General features: G+C 30.9%; 19 protein-coding genes and 1 pseudogene. 17 read left to right on the plus strand and 3 right to left on the minus strand.

The annotated features are described in order from the left end of the window. Positions 1-534, minus strand: a 534-nt coding sequence (locus tag ACH2BO_RS00005) for a tetratricopeptide repeat protein (RefSeq protein ID WP_395042700.1), incomplete at its 3' end; no start/stop codon positions are given. A gap of 121 nt (positions 535-655) precedes the next feature. Here ACH2BO_RS00005 and ACH2BO_RS00010 point away from each other — a divergent pair. The 14 genes and pseudogenes from ACH2BO_RS00010 to ACH2BO_RS00075 all read left to right on the plus strand — a co-directional run bounded on the left by ACH2BO_RS00010 (position 656) and on the right by ACH2BO_RS00075 (position 14,459). Beyond that, a complete protein-coding gene (locus tag ACH2BO_RS00010; protein WP_395042701.1) occupies positions 656-1,261 on the plus strand; it encodes a flavin reductase family protein in 606 nt (201 codons plus the stop codon). A 2-nt stretch (positions 1,262-1,263) separates the two neighbouring features. Next, positions 1,264-1,719, plus strand: coding sequence for an SRPBCC domain-containing protein (locus ACH2BO_RS00015; protein WP_395042702.1), 456 nt, complete (start codon positions 1,264-1,266; stop codon positions 1,717-1,719). A gap of 42 nt (positions 1,720-1,761) precedes the next feature. Further along, entirely contained in the window at positions 1,762-4,056 is a 2,295-nt protein-coding gene (locus ACH2BO_RS00020) for an FAD-dependent monooxygenase (RefSeq protein ID WP_395042703.1), read from the plus strand. 1 nt (position 4,057) lies between these two features. Beyond that, a pseudogene (locus ACH2BO_RS00025) lies at positions 4,058-4,888 on the plus strand (KilA-N domain-containing protein). A gap of 3 nt (positions 4,889-4,891) precedes the next feature. Further along, positions 4,892-6,511: an AMP-binding protein gene (locus tag ACH2BO_RS00030; RefSeq protein WP_395042704.1), complete on the plus strand. Its 1,620-nt coding sequence runs from the start codon at positions 4,892-4,894 to the stop codon at positions 6,509-6,511. 35 nt (positions 6,512-6,546) lie between these two features. Further along, complete coding sequence (locus ACH2BO_RS00035) at positions 6,547-8,130, plus strand: FMN-binding glutamate synthase family protein (RefSeq protein ID WP_395042705.1); 1,584 nt, start codon at positions 6,547-6,549, stop codon at positions 8,128-8,130. 173 nt (positions 8,131-8,303) lie between these two features. Then, the gene (locus ACH2BO_RS00040; RefSeq protein WP_395042706.1) at positions 8,304-8,729 is read left to right on the plus strand and encodes an acyl-CoA thioesterase; all 426 of its coding nucleotides are present in this window, start codon (positions 8,304-8,306) and stop codon (positions 8,727-8,729) included. 90 nt (positions 8,730-8,819) lie between these two features. Continuing rightward, the gene (locus ACH2BO_RS00045) at positions 8,820-9,800 is read left to right on the plus strand and encodes a carbon-nitrogen hydrolase family protein (RefSeq protein WP_395042707.1); all 981 of its coding nucleotides are present in this window, start codon (positions 8,820-8,822) and stop codon (positions 9,798-9,800) included. Positions 9,801-10,185: 385 nt separating this feature from the next. After that, entirely contained in the window at positions 10,186-10,629 is a 444-nt protein-coding gene (tnpA, locus tag ACH2BO_RS00050; RefSeq protein WP_395042708.1) for an IS200/IS605 family transposase, read from the plus strand. A gap of 210 nt (positions 10,630-10,839) precedes the next feature. Then, positions 10,840-11,946 carry a cupin domain-containing protein gene (locus ACH2BO_RS00055; protein WP_395042709.1) on the plus strand — a complete coding sequence of 369 codons (1,107 nt, stop codon included), beginning with the start codon at positions 10,840-10,842 and terminating at the stop codon, positions 11,944-11,946. A 202-nt stretch (positions 11,947-12,148) separates the two neighbouring features. Beyond that, the gene (locus ACH2BO_RS00060; RefSeq protein ID WP_395042710.1) at positions 12,149-13,063 is read left to right on the plus strand and encodes a fumarylacetoacetate hydrolase family protein; all 915 of its coding nucleotides are present in this window, start codon (positions 12,149-12,151) and stop codon (positions 13,061-13,063) included. Between the two features lie 166 nt (positions 13,064-13,229). Next, positions 13,230-13,982: an Asp/Glu racemase gene (locus ACH2BO_RS00065; protein ID WP_395042711.1), complete on the plus strand. Its 753-nt coding sequence runs from the start codon at positions 13,230-13,232 to the stop codon at positions 13,980-13,982. Between the two features lie 3 nt (positions 13,983-13,985). Further along, on the plus strand, positions 13,986-14,237 hold the full coding sequence (locus ACH2BO_RS00070; protein ID WP_395042712.1) for a 4a-hydroxytetrahydrobiopterin dehydratase: 252 nt from the start codon (positions 13,986-13,988) through the stop codon (positions 14,235-14,237). Positions 14,238-14,312: 75 nt separating this feature from the next. After that, positions 14,313-14,459: a hypothetical protein gene (locus ACH2BO_RS00075; protein WP_395042713.1), complete on the plus strand. Its 147-nt coding sequence runs from the start codon at positions 14,313-14,315 to the stop codon at positions 14,457-14,459. Positions 14,460-14,592: 133 nt separating this feature from the next. Here the strand turns inward: ACH2BO_RS00075 and ACH2BO_RS00080 are convergent, their stop codons facing one another. Next, positions 14,593-16,569 carry a thiamine pyrophosphate-dependent enzyme gene (locus ACH2BO_RS00080; RefSeq protein ID WP_395042714.1) on the minus strand — a complete coding sequence of 659 codons (1,977 nt, stop codon included), beginning with the start codon at positions 16,567-16,569 and terminating at the stop codon, positions 14,593-14,595. Positions 16,570-17,082: 513 nt separating this feature from the next. On the opposite strand from ACH2BO_RS00080, the gene ACH2BO_RS00085 reads away from it, so the two are divergent. The 3 genes from ACH2BO_RS00085 to ACH2BO_RS00095 all read left to right on the plus strand — a co-directional run bounded on the left by ACH2BO_RS00085 (position 17,083) and on the right by ACH2BO_RS00095 (position 19,817). Continuing rightward, positions 17,083-17,655, plus strand: a complete 573-nt coding sequence (locus ACH2BO_RS00085) for a hypothetical protein (protein WP_395042715.1) — start codon at positions 17,083-17,085, stop codon at positions 17,653-17,655. Between the two features lie 170 nt (positions 17,656-17,825). After that, the gene (locus tag ACH2BO_RS00090) at positions 17,826-18,242 is read left to right on the plus strand and encodes a hypothetical protein (RefSeq protein WP_395042716.1); all 417 of its coding nucleotides are present in this window, start codon (positions 17,826-17,828) and stop codon (positions 18,240-18,242) included. A 624-nt stretch (positions 18,243-18,866) separates the two neighbouring features. Beyond that, positions 18,867-19,817, plus strand: a complete 951-nt coding sequence (locus ACH2BO_RS00095; RefSeq protein ID WP_395042717.1) for an isopenicillin N synthase family dioxygenase — start codon at positions 18,867-18,869, stop codon at positions 19,815-19,817. Between the two features lie 64 nt (positions 19,818-19,881). Here the strand turns inward: ACH2BO_RS00095 and ACH2BO_RS00100 are convergent. Continuing rightward, positions 19,882-20,085: hypothetical protein (locus ACH2BO_RS00100; RefSeq protein ID WP_395042718.1), on the minus strand; the 204-nt coding region annotated here is incomplete at its 5' end.

The raw sequence follows: 20,085 nt of genomic DNA on the forward strand, positions 1-20,085 counted from the left end.
TTTTATATAAACTCCCGATAAATTATTATAAGCATTGGACTCTAGATTTAAATCGTTAATTTTTTTGGCAGCAGTTATAGCATTTTCATACGATTGAACAGCCGATTCTTGATCTTCAGAATATTCATAAACGGTACCTAAAGATTTTTCGCATTTGGAAATATTATGATAATCATTAAATTTTTTATAAATATTTAAGGCATCAATCAAAAAAACCAATCCAATATGATAATTATTGGTTTTATAATAAACACTTGCAATGCTGTATTTGGCATCAGCAATTCCTTTTTCGTTATTTAATTCTTCAAATATTTTAATACTATCTTTTGAATAATCAGAAGACTTATCATTCTCACCAATTATCATATAATATAGTGATAATTGCGATAATGCTTTGGCTTTTAAATCATTGTAATTTGAATTTTTGCATAAATCAAGTACGTTGTTTGTAAGTTCAATACTTTGATTTAAATTATTTATCCTAGTTTTGTAGGATTGGCTTAAAATTGAAATAATTTTTTTTCTTAATTCCATTCGCTTTTATGTTAGCAATTTAAACAAATATAATTTTTTTTTTAAATTTTGTTGAAAATAATAAATAATAAAAAAAATATTTTAAATATTTTTCATTAATTTGTAATTAAGATTATTAATTATGCAATTTGACCCAAAAGATTTAGAACATTCTGCAATTTATAAGCTTTTAACAGGTTCTGTAATACCAAGACCAATTGGGTGGATTTCTACTATTGACGAAAATGGAATTAACAATTTGGCTCCTTTTTCTTATTTTAATGCTGTCGCAGATGATCCGCCACACCTTATGTTTTCTACTGCTCGAAGCAATAATTCAAATAAAGACACTTTGAATAATGTTTTAGCTACAAAGCAATTTGTTGTAAATTTGGTTACCGAAGATTTGGTTGAACAAATGAATATTACTGCACAAGCTGTTCCTTCGAATGTGGATGAATTTATATTAGCTAATGTGACTCCTATTAATTCAGAAATCGTAAAACCAAAACGTGTAAAAGAATCAAAAATTTCGTTTGAATGTGAATTAGTTCATCATTATTTTATTGAAAATCAAGATAATGGTGGTGCTTGTGTTGTTATTGGACGTATTGTAATGATGCATTTTGATGATGAAGTTTTATTGGATAATTATAAAATAAATTTAGATAATTACAAACCTGTTTCAAGATTAGCAGGTTCTAATTATGCCAAAATAGGAGAAATATTCTCTGTAAAAAGAAGTTAATTATGAAACCAGAAAAACTCGAAATAAATTGTGCTATGCAAATTCAAAAACCAATAAATGAAGTTTTTGAAGCCATTATCAATCCCGATAAAATGTCAAATTACTTTATTTCTGAAAGCACAGGAATAATGGAAGAAGGTAAAAATTTAATTTGGAAATTTCCCGAATTTGAATCAGAATGTCCTATTCGTGTTGGCAAAATTGAAAAAAATAAATACATTTCTTATTATTGGGATAATTCCAAAATAGAGTCTTTTGTAGAAATTACATTAAGCGAAAAAGAAAACAAGTCAACTTTAGTTGCCATATCCGAAAAAAGTAGAGATATTGATGAAGCAGGAATCAAATGGTTAGCCGGAAATACATTTGGTTGGTCTAATTTCCTAGCTTGTTTAAAAGCATATCTTGAATACGGAATTAATTTAAGAAAAGGAAGTTTTGATTATTTAAAAAAATGAAAAAAATGAGGATGAGATTGCTTCGTTCCTCGCAATGACAAAATGAAAATAACAATAATTGGTGGTGGTCCAGGTGGATTATATTTTTCGATATTAACCAAAAAGGCAATGCCAAATTGCCAAATTGACGTATACGAACGCAACAAAGCTGATGATAGTTTTGGGTTTGGTGTTGTTTTTTCGGATGAAACATTGAGTGAGTTTTTATCTAAAGACATAAAATCTTATGAATTAATTAGAGAAAAATTTGCTTATTGGGATGATATTATCATTGCTCGTGATGAGCAAACTGTATCTATTTCAGGAAACGGATTTTGTGGATGTTCACGTAAAACATTGCTTCAATTATTGCAACAACGCTGTCTTGAAGAAGGCGTAAATCTTTATTTTGAAAAAGACGTTTCTGACTTATCTCAATTTTCGGATTCTGATATTATTGTGGCTTGTGATGGAATTGGAAGCCAAATTAGAACACAATTTCAATCGGAATTTGGTACAAAAATTGAGCTTAAAAAAAACAAATTTGTTTGGCTTGGCTCAACAAAACCACTCGATGCTTTTACTTATTTTTTCAGAAACACTGAACACGGATTAATTGTAGCTCATTCCTACCAATATCAAGAAGGAATGAGCACTTGGATTTTTGAATGTAGCGAAGAAACTTGGCAAAAACACGGTTTTGAAACAACAAATGAACAAGATACAGTTGCTAAAATTGAAGCAATTTTTAAAGTTGAATTAGATGGTCATTCCTTAATTACAAATAAATCACATTGGCGACAATTTCCTCACGTTACAAACGATAAATGGTTTCATAATAATATTGTTTTATTAGGCGATGCCAAAGCCACAGCACACTATTCTATTGGTTCAGGAACAAAATTGGCAATGGAAAGTGCCATTGCTTTATCAGATTCTATTGTTGCAAATCCAACAAATTATCAATTGGCTTTTGAAAATTACGAAAAATCACGCCGCAATACAGTCGAAATGATTCAGTATGCAGCCAATGTTTCGCTAGATTGGTTTGAAAATATGGATAGAAACAACCAACATCCGTTTTATCAATTTGCTTTTGGTTGCATGACACGATCTAAAAAAGTAACATTTGAAAACCTTCAAATTCGGGATAAATCTTTTACAGATAAAGTATTAAACGAATTTTATTCGAAAAATAACTGTCACATTGAGCTTGTCGAAGTGCCAGCTTTTTCAAAATTCAAACTTCGTGATTTAGAACTTCAAAACCGAATAGTGATGTCTCCAATGGGTCAATATTCGGCAGAAGATGGATTAATAAACGATTGGCATTTTCAGCATTATACTTCTCGAGCCATTGGTGGTTTAGGATTGATTTTGACCGAAATGACAGCAATTTCCGAAACTGGACGTATAACTTTAGGTTGTGCAGGTATTTACAATGAAAATCAAATAGTTGAATGGAAAAAAATAAATAATTTTATTCATCAAAACACACAATCAAAAATCGGAATTCAATTAGGTCATTCAGGTCGAAAAGGATGTTCTAAAATTCCTTGGGAAGAAAAATTCGATGGAACAAGTTGGGAATTACTTTCAGCTTCACCAATTCGGTTTAACGAAAATTCACTCATTCCAAAGGAAATGACCTTGTCAGATATGGATGAAATCATTTCTCAATTTGTTCAAGCTACAATAAATGCAAACAAAGCAGGATTTGATATGATTGAATTGCAAGCGCATCACGGATTTTTATTAGCTTCTTTCCTATCTCCTTTAACAAATATAAGAACTGACGAATTTGGAGGAAACATTGAAAACAGATTAAAATTTCCATTACGAGTTTTTAACGAAATGCGTACTGTTTTTCCAAAAGAGAAACCAATGTCAGTGCGAATTTCAGCTTCTGATTGGGCAGAAAACGGAATTTCAGAAGAAGAAGTTTTTACAATTGCAACGGCTTTTAAAACTGCTGGTGCTGATATTATTAATGTATCAACCGGAAATACAGTTGCTCATCAAAAACCACAAACTGGCAGAATGTGGCAAGTTCCTTTTTCGGATGCAATTAGAAATACGGTTCACATTCCAACCATAACAACTGGTTACATTCAAGATATTGATCAAATTAACACTATAATTCTAAACGGAAAAGCCGATTTGGTTGCCTTGGGAAGACCATTGCTACTCGATCCAAATTTTGTTAGAAATGCTCAAGCTTATGAAAATTTTCAATCTGATGATATTCCAAACCAATACAAAGCTGGAATTACACATTTATATCCGTTAAAAACTTCTGAACGAAAACAAATGGAAGGAATGAAAAAAGCGTTGAAACCGAAGAGTAATAAAAAGTAAAATGAAAGACAAAAAGTCAAAAATAGAAGTGCAAGGTTTTGAGATAACAGTTGTTAACCAAAATAATAACGATTATATCTCAATTACTGATATTGCAAAACAAAAAAATTCTGAAGCAACAGGATTAGTAATTGCACATTGGTTAAGCACAAAATTTACTATTGAATTTATGGGTTTGTGGGAGCAAATGCATAATGAAAATTTTAATGTTACTGAATTCCGTAACATTAAAAATGAAGCTGGTAGTAATGGATTTATTTTATCTTCAAAACAATGGATTGAGAAAACAAATTCTATTGGGATTATTTCAAGTGCTGGACGTTATGGTGGAACTTATGCTCACAAAGATATTGCTTTTGAATTTGCTTCTTGGATTTCTGCTGAATTCAAACTCTATTTAATAAAAGAATTCCAACGGTTAAAAGATGATGAAAATTCAAGATTGTCTTTAGCTTGGAATTTAAATAGAACGTTGTCAAAATTAAATTATCGCATTCATACCGATGCAATAAAAGAACATATTATTCCAGAAAACATTACTAAAGAGCAAACTAGCATAATTTATGCAACAGAAGCTGATGTATTAAATGTAGCATTATTTGGAAAAACAGCTAAACAATGGCGTGATGAAAACATAAAATCAGATGGGAATATTAGAGATTATGCCACAATTGAGCAATTATAAGTCTTGGCAAATATTGAAAGTATGAATGCTGAATTTATAAGAATGAATTTGCCACAAAAAGAGCGATTGATAAAATTGAATCAAATGGCAATTGTTCAAATAAAATCGATTACAAATAATCCTGCTATTCAAAAATTAAAAGAATAGTTTATGAAACATTACCAAGATAATTTTGCTCAAGACAGTTTGCCAAGTGAAAATTTGCAACCCAATTATATATTGGATTCTCCACAATTCAATCATCCAGAAATGCTAAATTGTGTAGAACGTTTATTGGATATTCATATTATAAATGGAAACGGAAATACAATTTGTCTTAGAACTTTTTCTGAAACTTGGACATACAATGATTTATACGAAAAAGCCAATCAAATTGCACACGTTTTAGTTGATGATTTAGGTTTGCAATCTGGAAATCGAGTTTTATTACGTTCTGCCAATAATCCTATGATGGTTGCTTGTTGGTTTGCTATTCTAAAAGCTGGAGGAATAGTAGTTGCAACGATGCCTTTATTGCGTTCCAAAGAAATTACAACAATTGTAGATTGTGCCGAAATCTCTCACGCCATTTGCGATAGTGATTTATCCGAAGAAATAAATTTAGTAAAATCCGATTATTTAAAAAAAGTTTGCTTTTACAGAAATTCAGATTTAGAAAAATTAATGCAAGCCACCCGAGCCAATGGCGAACTGGGCGAAGCCAAACCAAAAACATTTTCTAATTATCATTCCAAATCAGATAGTGTTGCTTTAATTGGATTTACTTCTGGAACAACAGGTTTACCCAAAATGACAGCGCATTATCATAAAGATATTCTTAATATTTGCGAAGCATTTCCTCAATATTCATTACAACCAACTCCAAACGATATTTTTACAGGTAGTCCACCTATTGGTTTTACATTTGGATTGGGCGGATTGGTTTTGTTTCCGATGTATTTTGGTGCTTCTACATTTTTAATAGAAAAACCAAGTCCTGATTTGTTATTGAAAGCTATTCAAAATCATAAAGTTACTATTTGTTTCACCGCTCCAACTGCTTGGCGAGTTATTACTTCCAAAGTTACAGATTTTGATATTTCGAGCTTGCGCAAATGTGTTTCTGCTGGCGAAAATTTGCCTATAAAAGTTTGGCAAGATTGGTTTGATGCAACTGGCTTAAAAATTATTGACGGAATTGGAGCAACCGAAATGCTTCATATTTTTATTTCATCAAATGAAAATAATATGAAACCAGGTGCAACCGGCAAAGCAATTACTGGTTACGAAGCCAAAATTATCGATTCAAACGGAAATGAAGTTTCAAGAAATCAAATCGGACGATTGGCTGTTCGTGGAATCACAGGTTGCAAATATCTAAATCGTGAAGAAAAACAACTAGAATATGTTCAAAACGGTTGGAATATCACTGGAGATATTTTCCTTCAAGACGAAGAAGATTATTTTTGGTTTGTTGCTCGTGGCGATGATATGATTATTTCTTCTGGCTATAATATTGCTGCAATTGAAGTAGAATCTGTACTTTTGACACATCCTGACATTTTGGAATGTGCAGTGGTTGGTTTGCCCGATGAAGAACGCGGAATGTTGGTTTGTGCCTATGTAGTTTTGAAAGATTACAATGAAGCATCCAATAAATTATCAAGAGAAATGCAAGATTGGTTTAAAGAAGTAGCTGCACCTTATAAATATCCACGACTATTATATTTTGTAGAAGAATTGCCAAAAACCGAAACAGGAAAAATACAACGATTTAAATTAAAACAGTAGTAAGATAAAAGAATTAAGTAGTAAGATTTTAAAAAATGAGAAAAGCATTCATCATAATAAGCATTACAGTTTTAGCAATAACAGGGATTTTATCCTATATCAATTGGAAATTTTTAATCCTTTTGCTAATTTTCATTCCATTGATTTGTATGGGATTGTACGATATGTACCAATCCAAAAAAACCATCCGAAAAAACTTTCCATTACTTGGACGAATGAGATATGTGCTTGAATCTGTCGGACCAGAAATACGTCAATATTTTGTTGAAACCGATCTCGACGGAAAACCATTCAATCGTCTCCAACGTGCTTTGGTTTATTCGCGTAGCAAAAAAGAAACTTCTTCCAAACCATTTGGAACACAACTAGACGTATATGAAGTTGGCTACGAATGGATAAATCACAGCATTAACGCTATTCCGTTTGCCGAAAGCGATCATAATCCGAAAGTAAAAATTGGTTCGTCACAATGTTCAAAACCTTATGATGCAAGTTTATTTAACATCAGTGCGATGAGTTTTGGTTCGTTAAGCAAAAACGCTATTCTTGCCTTAAATGCTGGAGCAAAACAAGGTGGTTTTTTTCATAATACTGGCGAAGGTGGATTGTCTCCTTATCATTTACAGGAAGGTGGTGATGTTGTTTGGAATATTGGAACTGGATATTTTAGCACACGAACTCCAGACGGAAAATTTTCGTTAGACGAATTCATAAAAAGAGCTACACTCGAAAATGTAAAAATGATCGAAATAAAATTCTCACAAGGAGCAAAACCAGGTCACGGCGGAATTTTACCTAAAGAAAAAGTAACAGATGAAATCGCTGCAATTCGATTGGTCGAAAAAGGAAACGATATCGTTTCACCACCAAAACATTCAGCTTTTACCAATCCGTTAGAACTAATGGATTTTGTTAAATTATTACGTGAAAATTCAGGCGGAAAACCAATCGGAATAAAAATATGTATCGGAAATAAATCGGAATTCATTTCAATATGTAAAGCAATGGTGCAAACCCAAACCTATCTCGATTTTATAACCGTTGATGGTGGCGAAGGCGGAACTGGTGCAGCACCACCAGAATATTCTGACCACGTTGGAATGCCTTTGCGCGATGCTTTGGCTTTTGTCTACGATTGTTTAAACGGATTCGGAATCAAAAATCAAATTAAAATTATTGCCAGCGGAAAAGTAATTTCAGGTTTCGATATTATTCGATGCTTGTCAATTGGTGCCGATGTTTGTAATTCGGCACGAGGAATGATGTTTGCTCTCGGTTGCATTCAAGCACTTGAATGTCACGCAAACACTTGTCCAACAGGCGTTGCCACTCAAGATCCCAATTTAATGAAAGGATTAGTTCCTGAAGAAAAAAGTGTTCGTGTGGCTCGTTATCAAACCGAAACCGTAAAAAGTGCGATTGAATTAATGGCTTCCGCAGGAATCAATCATCCTGATGGTGTAACTCGCGACGTAGTAAGCACGCGTGTTGAACGCAATGTAACCGAAACTTTTGCCCAAACTTTTCCCGAACTAGAAAACGGATGTTTGTTAAATGAAAATACAGTTCCCAAAGAAATTTTGTACTTTTGGAAAATTGCTAGTGCTGAAAAGTTTTAGAAAAATCAGGAGCTATTTCCAGCTATACGTTGCAATCTTTTCCAAACCTTAAAGGTTTTAAAAAGGATTTCCACTTCTATCTGGGCTAAGCTTATCAGTAATCGTAAGAGATTAATAAAAATTAGTGATAATTTGTGTAATTCGTGTAATTTGTGGTAAAAAAAGAAAAAACAATGAACCAACCATTTACAGAACAAGAAAAAATTCGTTTTAAACACGTTGATTATGCAGGAATTGTTTTCTATCCGCGTTTTCTAGAAATGCTCAACGATTTAGTTGAGGATTGGTTTGAAGAAGCACTCGACCGACCATTTTCTAAAATTCACGAAACCAACGGAATTCCAACTGTCGATTTAAAAGTACAATTCAAAAAGGCAGCTCGTTTAGGCGAAGTTTTGACTAAAAAATTATGGGTAATCAATCTTGGTGGCGCTTCAATTAATTGCGGTTTTCGCTTTGAAAATCATAATAACGAAATTGTTCTCGAAGGTGAAGTTACACTAGTTAATGTTGCCATTGCAGAAGATAGAAATAACATCAAAGCTGAACCTTTTTCTGAAGAAATCAAGAAAAAAATTATGAATTACCTAATAACATAATATCAACACAGATTAAAGAAATTAGAAAAATTTCCGCGGATTATTTTCATTTCTTCAATTTCTCAAATCTGTGTTCCAAAATAAACAAAAATGGAATTCAAAAAATTCAAAGCAGCGACCGTTCAAACCTCACCTGTTTTTCTCAACGTAGAAAAAACAATAGACAAAGCGATTTTTTTCATCAAAGAAGCAAGTAAAAACGGAGCACAATTAATCGCTTTTCCCGAAGTTTTTGTAGCTGGTTATCCGTATTGGAATTGGATTATGACGCCAATTCAAGGTAGTAAATGGTACGAACAATTATACAAAAATGCTGTGACTGTTTCAGATGACGTAATGAAACCCTTATTTCAAGCGGCAAAAGAAAACAACATTCACATCGTAATCGGAATAAACGAAAGAGGAAATTCTTATGGCGAAATTTACAATACCAATTTAATCATCGATAACAACGGAATTCTAATTGGAAAACACCGAAAACTAGTTCCCACTTGGGCAGAAAAACTCACTTGGACATCAGGCGATGGTTCGTCTTTAAAAGTATATAATACCGAAATTGGACCCATCGGAACGTTGGCTTGTGGCGAAAACACCAATACTTTAGCACGTTTTACATTATTAACGCAAGGCGAATTAATTCATATTGCTAATTATATTTCGCTTCCTGTTGCGCCACCCGATTATGATATGGCAGAAGCTATAAAAATTCGAGCTTGCGCACATTCATTCGAAGGAAAATTGTTTACCATTGTTTCTTGTTCAACAATATCAAAAGAGATAAAAGATGCGTTGCGAGCTGATGTTCCTAATGTTGATGAATTATTGACTAGAAAAAACTCAGCATTTTCGGGATTTATAGGACCAAATGGAGCAGTTATTGGAACACCATTAATTGATGATGAAGGCATTATTTATGCTGATATCGATTTAGAAAAATGCATCCAACCAAAGCAAATGCACGACATATTAGGACATTACAATAGATTTGATATTTTTGATTTACGCGTAAATACAGCACCAACTAGAAATATTACATTTATTGACAATCACGAGGAGTTTAATAAGAGATAGATTTTGGCTAAAGCCCAATTTGAATAATAATTATTGTTCTTCTGGCTAAAGCCAGAAGCAATTGAAACGAATTTGATTAAATTTTATAATTTCATTTTAATAGATTAATTACAATGGGTTAAACTTACTAAAGCCAGAAGCAATTTAAACAGAATTTGATTTAATTTTATAATTTCATTTTAATAGATTAATTACAATGCGTTTAACCTGCTAAAGATATAAGCAATTGAAAAATAATTAGATAAAATATTATCATTTCATTTTATAAGATTAATTGCAATGGGTTTTAACCCATTGAATATAAGAATATAAAAAAATAGAATTTTAAAATCAATTACAATAGGTTTTAACCCATTCATTTAATATATATTAATAAAAATAAAATATGCCATTTGTAAAAGTTTATATACATTTTGTTTGGAGTACAAAAAATAGAGTTCCATTTCTTGAAACTTTAGATATAAGAAAAGCAATGTGGAAACATATTAAAGAAAATGCAATTGAAAAAGGTATTTTTGTTGATTATGTAAATGGATATAATGATCATTGTCATTGTTTGGTATCATTGGGAACAGAACAAACTATTTGCAAAATAATGCAATTAATAAAAGGAGAATCAGCATTTTGGTTTAATAATCAAAAGTTTATTTTAGATAAATTTCAATGGCAGAACGAATATTTTGCAGTTTCAGTATCAGAATCTGTTATTGAAAAAGTAAGGAATTATATTAAAAATCAAGAGGCACATCATAATAAAAAATCATTTCAAGAGGAATATGAAGAATTGATTGATAAATTTGGATTTCAGAAATTTAATGATGAAGAATAATTTAGCTTCATTAATATTCCTCTGACTAAAGTCGGAGGCAATTGAAAAACAATTAGATAAAATAGTATAATTTTTATTTTTTAATATCAATTATAATGGGTTTTAACCCATTGAAATAAAAAATAAAAAATCCAACATCAATAGCAATGGGTTTCAACCCATTGCTTAAAATGAAATAATCAATTTGGCTTTAGCCAAAAATTAAAAAAAATGGAAGCAAAACATTCCGACAATCAAATTGGTCGCGCAAGAGTTCAAGACACACCAGAACTCGAAGCATACTATAAAGAATTAGAAACTCTTGGAGCTGGTGCCTTATGGACAGTAGCCAACGATATCGAACCTTGGGAACCAAGAAGTTCATCTGTTCCAATGCTTTGGAAATACGATGATTTACGAGATTTAGTCTTAAAATCATCCGAACTCGTAACTCCAGAACAAGCAGGAAGAAGAGTTGTATATTTAGTAAATGATAAGCGAAAAGACGTTTCAGCAGCGGTTGGTTGGCTGTACACAGGAATTCAAGTTACAAAACCTGGCGAAAGCACATCTGCTCACAAGCATAAAGCATCTGCATTGCGATTTATTATGGAAGGTGAAGGTGGTTATACTGTGGTTGACGGAAATAAAATCACGTTTGAAGTCAACGATTTTGTAATAACTCCCAATTCGACTTGGCACGAACACGGTTGCGATGTAAATGGTAAAACGTGTATTTGGCAAGATGGTTTGGATATTCCGTTAGTTAATGCATTAGAAGCTAATGATTATGCAGTTTATGACGGAAAACAACAAGTAGAAAAACCAACCAATCAATTATCCAATTCGTTTAGTGCTTCGGGATTAATTCCTGCTGATTTTATTTGGAACAAACCCTATTCGCCATTATTCAAATATTCTTGGAAAACTGTTTATCCTGCATTAATCGAATCATTAAAAGTCAATACAGTAAATCTTTTCGACGGAATTATAATGCAATATTCCAATCCGATAACTGGCGGACACGTAATGCAAACATTAGGAGCTTCGATTCAATTATTACCAGCAAGTTTTAAAGGAAAAGCACACAAACATACAGGTTCATTCGTGTATCAATGTGCAAAAGGAAAAGGATTTTCTATAATAAATGGAGAACGATTTGACTGGAAGGAAAGAGACATTTTCTGCATTCCATCTTGGGCTTTGCACGAACATCACAATTTATCGGATAACGAAGATGCCTGTTTATTTTCGTTCAACGATTTACCAGTTATGGAAAAACTGGGATTGTATCAAGAGAAAAATTATGAAGAAAATAATGGAAATCAGATTATTTAGAAGCGAATGACTTGGGCATTTTAGCAATCCATATTCCTGCTTTTCGTTTCAATCTTTTTTCAATTGCTTTGGGTTTAAACCCAAAGCAATTGAAAAAAGGATTTTCTCTTCAATCAGGGCTAATTGAAAAACCATTTTAACAAAATTAAACTATTTTAATAATACAGACGTTGCATTGCAACGTCTCTCCAAAATAAAAAAAATGAAACTATTAACATATAAAACAAACGAAACCGAACCAAGATTAGGATTTATCCACAACAATCAAGTAATTGATATGGAAGATTTTGGAGAAATATCTAATTTTCCATTGCCATCAACTATGTTGGAACTAATTGATATGGGTTATGAATTAGTCGAAGAACTAAACGATATGATTTCCGAAACTGAAGCTGGGCTTTTTGAAGAAATTGCATACGAAATGGACGAAGTTACCTTCCTTGCTCCTATTCCAAAACCACGAAAAAATATTATTGGTATTGGTCTAAACTACACCGAACACGTTGCCGAAAGCGCACGAACACTTGACACCACCGGAAAATTACCTCAAAAACCAATCATTTTTTCAAAACCACCAACAACGGTTACAGCAACCAATACCGAAATTATAAAAAACACAAAACTCACCGAACAATTGGATTGGGAAGTAGAATTAGCGGTTGTTATTGGCAAAAAAGGAAAGTACGTTCCAAAAGCAGATGCAATGGATTATGTTTTTGGTTATACTGTAATAAATGATATTTCGGCGCGTGATTGTCGACGTGAAGGACAATGGATTGTTTCTAAAGGACAGGATACGTTTGCACCAATGGGACCAATTTTGGTAACCAAAGACGAAATCGAAAATCCGCATAACTTAAATTTATCTTTAAAAGTAAATGGCGTTGAAAAACAAAATTCAAACACTAAATTTTTATTATTCAACATTAATGATTTGATAGAAGATTTAAGTACCGTTTTCACTTTAGAACCAGGAGATATTATCGCAACAGGAACACCTTCAGGAGTTGGCGCAGGAAGAAATCCTCAAGAATGGTTGTATGATGGTGATGTTATTGAAGCTACTGTGGAAGGTATTGGAACGATTGTGAATACTGTGAAAGAAATTTCAATTTAAGATAAATTGCGTTAGGGATTACCTTCGGTCAGTTCGGCCGATGGCCTCGGGTGAAGTGAAAATCCTTTTTTGTAAAAAAAGATTGTAACGGAAAGCCCGACCTGAAAGGGAACGCCATAAAAAAACAAGTTTCTATAATCAACTTGAAACTTTAAACTTTAAACAAATGAATAGAAAATTTAGAATAGGACAAATAGTTCCATCAAGTAACGTCACGATGGAAACCGAAATACCAGCTATTTTTAGAGCTAGAGAAACCATTTTGCCAGAACGATTTACTTTTCATAGTAGTCGTATGCGAATGAAAAAAGTAACCAAAGAAGAACTCGAAGCAATGGATGCTATGAGTTTAAAATGTGCTCAAGAACTTTCTGATGCGCATGTTGATGTTATGGGTTATGCGTGTTTGGTTGCCATTATGAGTATGGGTCGCGGTTATCATTGTGTATCGGAAGTTAATTTACATCAAGAAACAATTGCTAATGACTTCCCTACTCCAATTGTTACTTCTGCTGGCGCATTAATTAATGGTTTAAAAGTTCTTGGAGCAAAACAAATTTCAATTATTACACCTTATATGAGACCATTAACCGATATGGTTGTTGATTACATTGAACATCAAGGAGTAAAAGTAAAAGAAAGTATTGCGTTAGAAATTCCGGATAATTTAGAAGTTGCGTCTCAAAATCCCTTAAATTTGTTAGAAATTTATAAACAATTGGATTTGACCGATGTAGATGTTTTGATAGTTTCGGCTTGTGTGCAAATGCCATCACTAGAAGCAATTGATTTAATTCAAGCTGAATGCGGAATTCCAGTAACATCTGCAGCAGTTTGTACAACTTATGAAATGATGAAAAAACTCGGAATTGAAGCAAAATCGGCTATTGGTGGCGAATTGTTAAACGGAAAATACTAAAATATGGAATGGAAAATCACAAATGGAAAATTAGTCAATAATTTCAAATTCAATTCTCAAACAGAATTGGCAACATTTTTATTGAAAATCGCAAAATATGCTGACAAAATAAATCATCATCCAGATTGTAAAATTCATAAAGCTTTTCAACTTGAAATCACTTTATTTTCTCACGATAAAAATGAATTAACAGATTTGGATTATAAACTATCAGAATATATTTCTAAACTTTATAAAAAAATTAAAATTATATAATAATTTTAATAAATTCTGTAACTTTAATATATTTAATATAGTGAAATTTGTAAAAACAAATAAAAAACTATAAAAATGGAAAACAGTAATACAAATGAGAATTTTGAAACTTTAGACACTAATTTAAATAATATCATTAATATAAATAATGATACTGAAATTTTTGAAGATTATGATTTAGATTCAGACGAAATATTTTATATTCTTCAATCAAGTTTATAACCCTAAATCAAATATCATGAATGGATTTTTCAAAACTTTAATCGCAGGATACAGTGCCAAAAAACTTGGTGGAGGTTGCATTAGTACAATAATTATTTTCTTAATAATTTTTTGGTTGTTGGGTAAAATATAATTAATAAGCAACTAATTCTTTTAGAATTTCTTCAAATCTCACTTTTGGCAAATACTGATCTTCCAACGCTTTTACAAACGGAATTGGACTTTCTAAACTTCCAACACGTTTTACAGGTGCATCCAAATATTGAAATGCATTTTCCATAATAAATGCAGAAATATCGCTAGAAATTCCACCAAATAAAGTGTCTTCTTGCAGAATTATACATTTCCCAGTTTTCTTTACAGATGTCAAAATTGCTTCTGTATCCATTGGTTGCAACGTTCTTAAATCTAATAAATCAGCTTTGATTTCTGGATTTTTAGTTAATGTTTCTAAAGCCCAATGAACTCCAGCGCCAAACGAAATTACAGTAACGTCAGTTCCTTCTTTAATTAAGGATGCTTTTCCAAACGGAATTGTATAATAATCTCTAGGAACATCTTGATAAACAGAACGATAAAGTTGTTTATGCTCAAAAAACATCACAGGATTTGGATCATTAATTGCAGTATTCAACAAACCTTTTACATCATAAGGAAACGCAGGATAAACTACTTTTAAGCCAGGTGTTTTTGTAAACCAAGCTTCATTAGTTTGCGAGTGAAATGGTCCAGCTTGAGTTCCGCCACCACAAGGCATTCTCACTACAACATCGGCATTTTCTAACCAACGATAATGTGATTTTGCTAACAAATTTACAATCGGATTAAAACCAGACGAAACAAAATCGGCAAACTGCATTTCAACAATAGCTTTTTGTCCATTTATTGACAATCCCATTGCGGCAGAAACGATTGCACTTTCGCAAATTGGTGTATTTCTAACTCTTTCTTTTCCAAATTGGGCAACAAAACCTTCGGTAATTTTAAATGCTCCACCATATTCTGCAATATCTTGTCCCAAAATAACTAAGTTATCGTGGCGTTCCATAGATTGACGCAAACTGTTAGAAATGGCATCAACTACACGAATATTTTCTACTTCATCAGAATGTGTAACATGCTCAAATTGATACTCTTTGTAAACATCATTTAATTCTTCACTTAAATTGGCTTCAAAATCTGGTTCGGCTTGAGTAATTGCCCAATTTTCGTCAATTTCTGTTTTTATTTTGGCTTTAAATTCAACATCCATTTCTTCTGAAAGAACACTTATGGAAAGTAAATAATTTTTAAAATTAGAAATCGGATCTTTAATTGCCCATTCGTCCATTAATTCCTGCGGAACATATTTTGTACCACTTGCTTCTTCGTGACCACGCATTCTAAACGTTTTAAATTCCAATAAAATTGGTCTTGGATTTAAAGCTAACGATGCTTTTAATTCGGCAATTTTTGTATAAACTTCTAAGATATTATTTCCGTCAATAATGTGGCTTTCCATTCCGTAACCAATACCTTTGTCGGCAAGGTTTTCGCAACGATATTGCTCGTTAGTTGGTGTTGAAAGTCCATAACCATTATTTTCTATTACAAATAAAACCGGTAAATCCCAAACTGCTGCAATGTTTAACGCTTCGTGAAAATCACCTTCACTTGTTGCGCCTTCGCCAGTAAAAACTGCTGTTACTTTTCCGTTTTTCATTAATTTATTGGCTAATGCAATTCCATCTGCAACGCCCATTTGTGGACCAAGATGCGAAATCATTCCAATAATTTTAAATTCTTGTGTGCCAAAATGAAAACTTCGGTCTCTACCTTTAGTAAAACCAGATTTTTTTCCTTGCCATTGACTAAACAATCGATGCAACGGAATATCTCTTCCAGTAAAAACACCTAAGTTTCTGTGCATTGGCAAAATGTATTCATCTTTGTCTAAAGCAGCAGTAATTCCTACCGAAATTGCTTCTTGACCAATGCCCGAAAACCATTTGGAAACTTTACCTTGACGCAATAGAATAAGCATTTTTTCTTCTATAAGTCTTGGTTTTAGTAATCTTTTATATAAATCTAATAATTGAATATTGGATAATTCTTTTCTGTCGAAGTTCATTGCGTTTATTTTATAAAGTTGCAAAAATATAAAAAATAGCTTCGTTACTCCAATTATTTTTGTGGAATTGTTTTTTAAAAATATTTGAAAATAGAAAGCAAATTACAAATAATATCAATTACTACTTTTACCCCAACTAACAGTCATAAACTTGGTATACTGACTAAGGAAGTATCGCTTTAATTTTCTAATAACTGAGATTTTCAAATTATACTATTTTTAAATTTCTTTAGTTTTAACAATTTCTCTAGTCTTAACAACTAAAAAAATAACTACTAAATTATAATGAATTAATTACACTTTAAATAATAATCTTACTTAACATTATTTCGGTAAACCTTAATATTATTAAAAAAAAATAAAATAATTGAAAATCACGTAGTTTTACGTATATACATTTGCAATTTTTTAATTATTTTTGTTAAATAATAATGAGTATTAGTTTATTATTTGTAAATAAATTATATTCTTAATTAATAATTTAAAAAATATAAATTTAAAATTTAAGTAATTATGAAAAAATCAATTTCTTTCCTTTTGTTAATCTTTGTTTTGAATTCTTGTAATCAAAACGAATCTAAAAATTCAGTTGATGTAAATAAATTAAATGAATATTTTTACAAACCTAAAATAAACACAGTTTATAACAAAGAGTATAATGTCCTATTCAATTCCAATAGTCTTGATAATAATGAATTGGAATATTTAAAAATTGATAAACTTTCTAAAATCATTAATGTCGAATTTAAAAGATTAAGAGGTTTTACTACGTACTACAGCAAACTAAATCCAATTAATACTGGTGAAATAATCGAATCTGCAATATTAGCATTTAGTGTTTATGAATTTAATAATAATGAAGATATTGTTCATAAGTTCTTTCTAAAAGAAAATAATAAATACACTCTAAAGTTTTCGTTATTAGAAAATGTTATGGACACTAATAATCAAGTATTTTTGTCAAGTTTATACATTCCTGATTCATTTTTAAAATCTACTATAGGTATAAATAATTTTTTTGATAAAGAAGAGGTGTTTTCCAAAAACAAAAAAATCAAAGAAATGAATTTAATCTATTTAAAGTAGTAAAAATTCATGAATCAAGAAATATATTTAAAAAAAATGGGGTTACTTTAAGACTTGCTGATCCTAAAGAATGTACAAATTGTCAAGAAACTGCTGGAAAAGTTTGTGATGCTGGTACTTATTGCACAAATGACACTCCAATTTGTGAAAAGAATGATGAAAAAGGCGATATGGTTGAAAGACAAATTATAAGTCAGTCATCAGCAGATATAATATTTAATGAACAGCTTTATTATGATTTACGTGATAATTTAATGGCAAATTACGATATTGGAGAAAAATATATTGATTATTATTACGCACTTTCAGCATATGTACAAAAAACAGATTATAATGTAGTTACTCTTTATAAAATGATATCAACTTTACCTGAATTAAATACTTCATTAGAAAAATTAATGAGTAATTCTAATAATAATGAAGTAATTATTACTGAGCAATTAAAAAATGATATGTTGTCTATTATTAACGATTTAAAACAAGTTTCAAATAATAGTGATTATCAAACTATACTAAATCAATTAGAAAATGATATAATTCTTTTAAGTAATAAGACTAAAGTGAATTTGGTTAATGATTTACATTAATAAATTTATTAAAATAATAAAATTATGTGTTTACATAATTTTATTATTATATTTTTATAGAAAATTTTCTTATTTTTTTGGCAGGAATACTTTTAGTTTGTTTAAAATCGAAATAAACAATTTTAATTTAGTAAATGTCAGAAAAATAAGGATTTTTTATCAATTTTTTATAGATTTTTGCTTTGTGTTATTTGTAATTTTCTTGATAAAAATTAATCAAAATAAATTATCTAGTGTAAATTATCAGTACGTAATAATTTTAATATCTTTACCACTTTTAACTGATTTTTCTGATTTAATTTTAGATAAATCGTGTTGGAAACCTTGGATAAGTTATAATGAATTTATATGGTATTTCCCATTAAGATTAGTAATTTGGTTGCTTACATACTTTTTTATAAAAAATGAATTTAACAAAGTGTATAAACTTTCATTCTTGATTACTTTAATAATTTCAGTTCTATTTTACACTTTTATTAAACCTTATTAATTTTATAAATAATTATAATATTGTAAATCCAATTTTGTTAACAACTTCCATAAAAACAAATTAAAATTTTCATACATTTGTATCTATGATTGGAGTATTTCCAAAGTAAGTTATTAACAAAAAAGTTTTAGTAAATGCAAAACATTCCTAGTGTTGACTTGCGTGATTTCCTGTCGGATGATCCGACACGTAAACAAAAATTTGTAAATGAAATCGGAAAAGCTTTCGAAGATATTGGCTTCGTAGCATTAAAAGGTCATTTTTTGGATGACAAATTGGTGGGTGAATTGTATGGAGAAATTAGGAATTTCTTCGCACTTCCATTAGAAACTAAATACAGTTATGAAATTCCAGGAATTGGAGGTCAGCGTGGTTATGTTTCTTTTGGTAAAGAACACGCCAAAGGTAAAAAAGAAGGCGATTTAAAAGAGTTTTGGCACTTTGGTCAATATGTTGACAAAGATTCAAAATATGCTGCGGAATATCCTGATAATGTAGAAGTTAAAGAATTGCCTCGTTTTAACGAAGTGGGTAAAGAAGCCTATCAAATGCTAGAAAAAACTGGTATTTATGTGTTGCGTGCTTTGGCTTTGCATTTAGGTTTAGACGAATTTTATTTTGATAATTATGGTAAAGAAGGAAACTCTATTTTGAGACCAATTCATTATCCGCCAATTACTCAAGAACCAGAAAATGCCATTCGTGCTGCTGCTCATGGTGACATCAATTTGATTACACTTTTAATGGGCGCACAAGGCAAAGGTTTGCAGGTTCAAAATCATGATGGTCAATGGATTGACGCCATGGCAGAACCAGACGAATTGGTAATAAATGTTGGCGATATGTTGTCGCGTCATACCAATAATAAACTAAAATCTACTATTCATCAAGTTGTAAATCCGCCAAGAGAACTTTGGGGAACTTCACGTTTTTCTATTCCGTTTTTTATGCATCCTGTTAGTGATATGCGATTGGACGTTTTAGAAAATTGTATTGATGCTGATAATCCTAAAAAATACGATGATATTTCTGCAGGTGAATTCTTGTATGAACGATTGGTTGATTTGGGATTAATAAAGAAATAAATTTTATCTTAATATCATAAAAGGCATTGAGTTTTCTCGATGTCTTTTTGATTTTAAATTACAGCTACATAATTATTAAATATATAGGAACAAAGATTGGAGAAATTTGAGAAATCAGAGAAATTTTTAAAATTATTCTAATTTCTTTAATTTGTTTTCTAAAATGAATAATTAAAAAAGGAACGCAGATTGGAGAAATTTGAGAAATCAGAGAAATTTTTAAAATTATTCTAATTTCTTTAATTTGTTTTCTAAAATAAAAAAAAAA

It is taken from the genome of Flavobacterium sp. (assembly GCF_043773265.1).
Lineage (GTDB): Bacteria > Bacteroidota > Bacteroidia > Flavobacteriales > Flavobacteriaceae > Flavobacterium.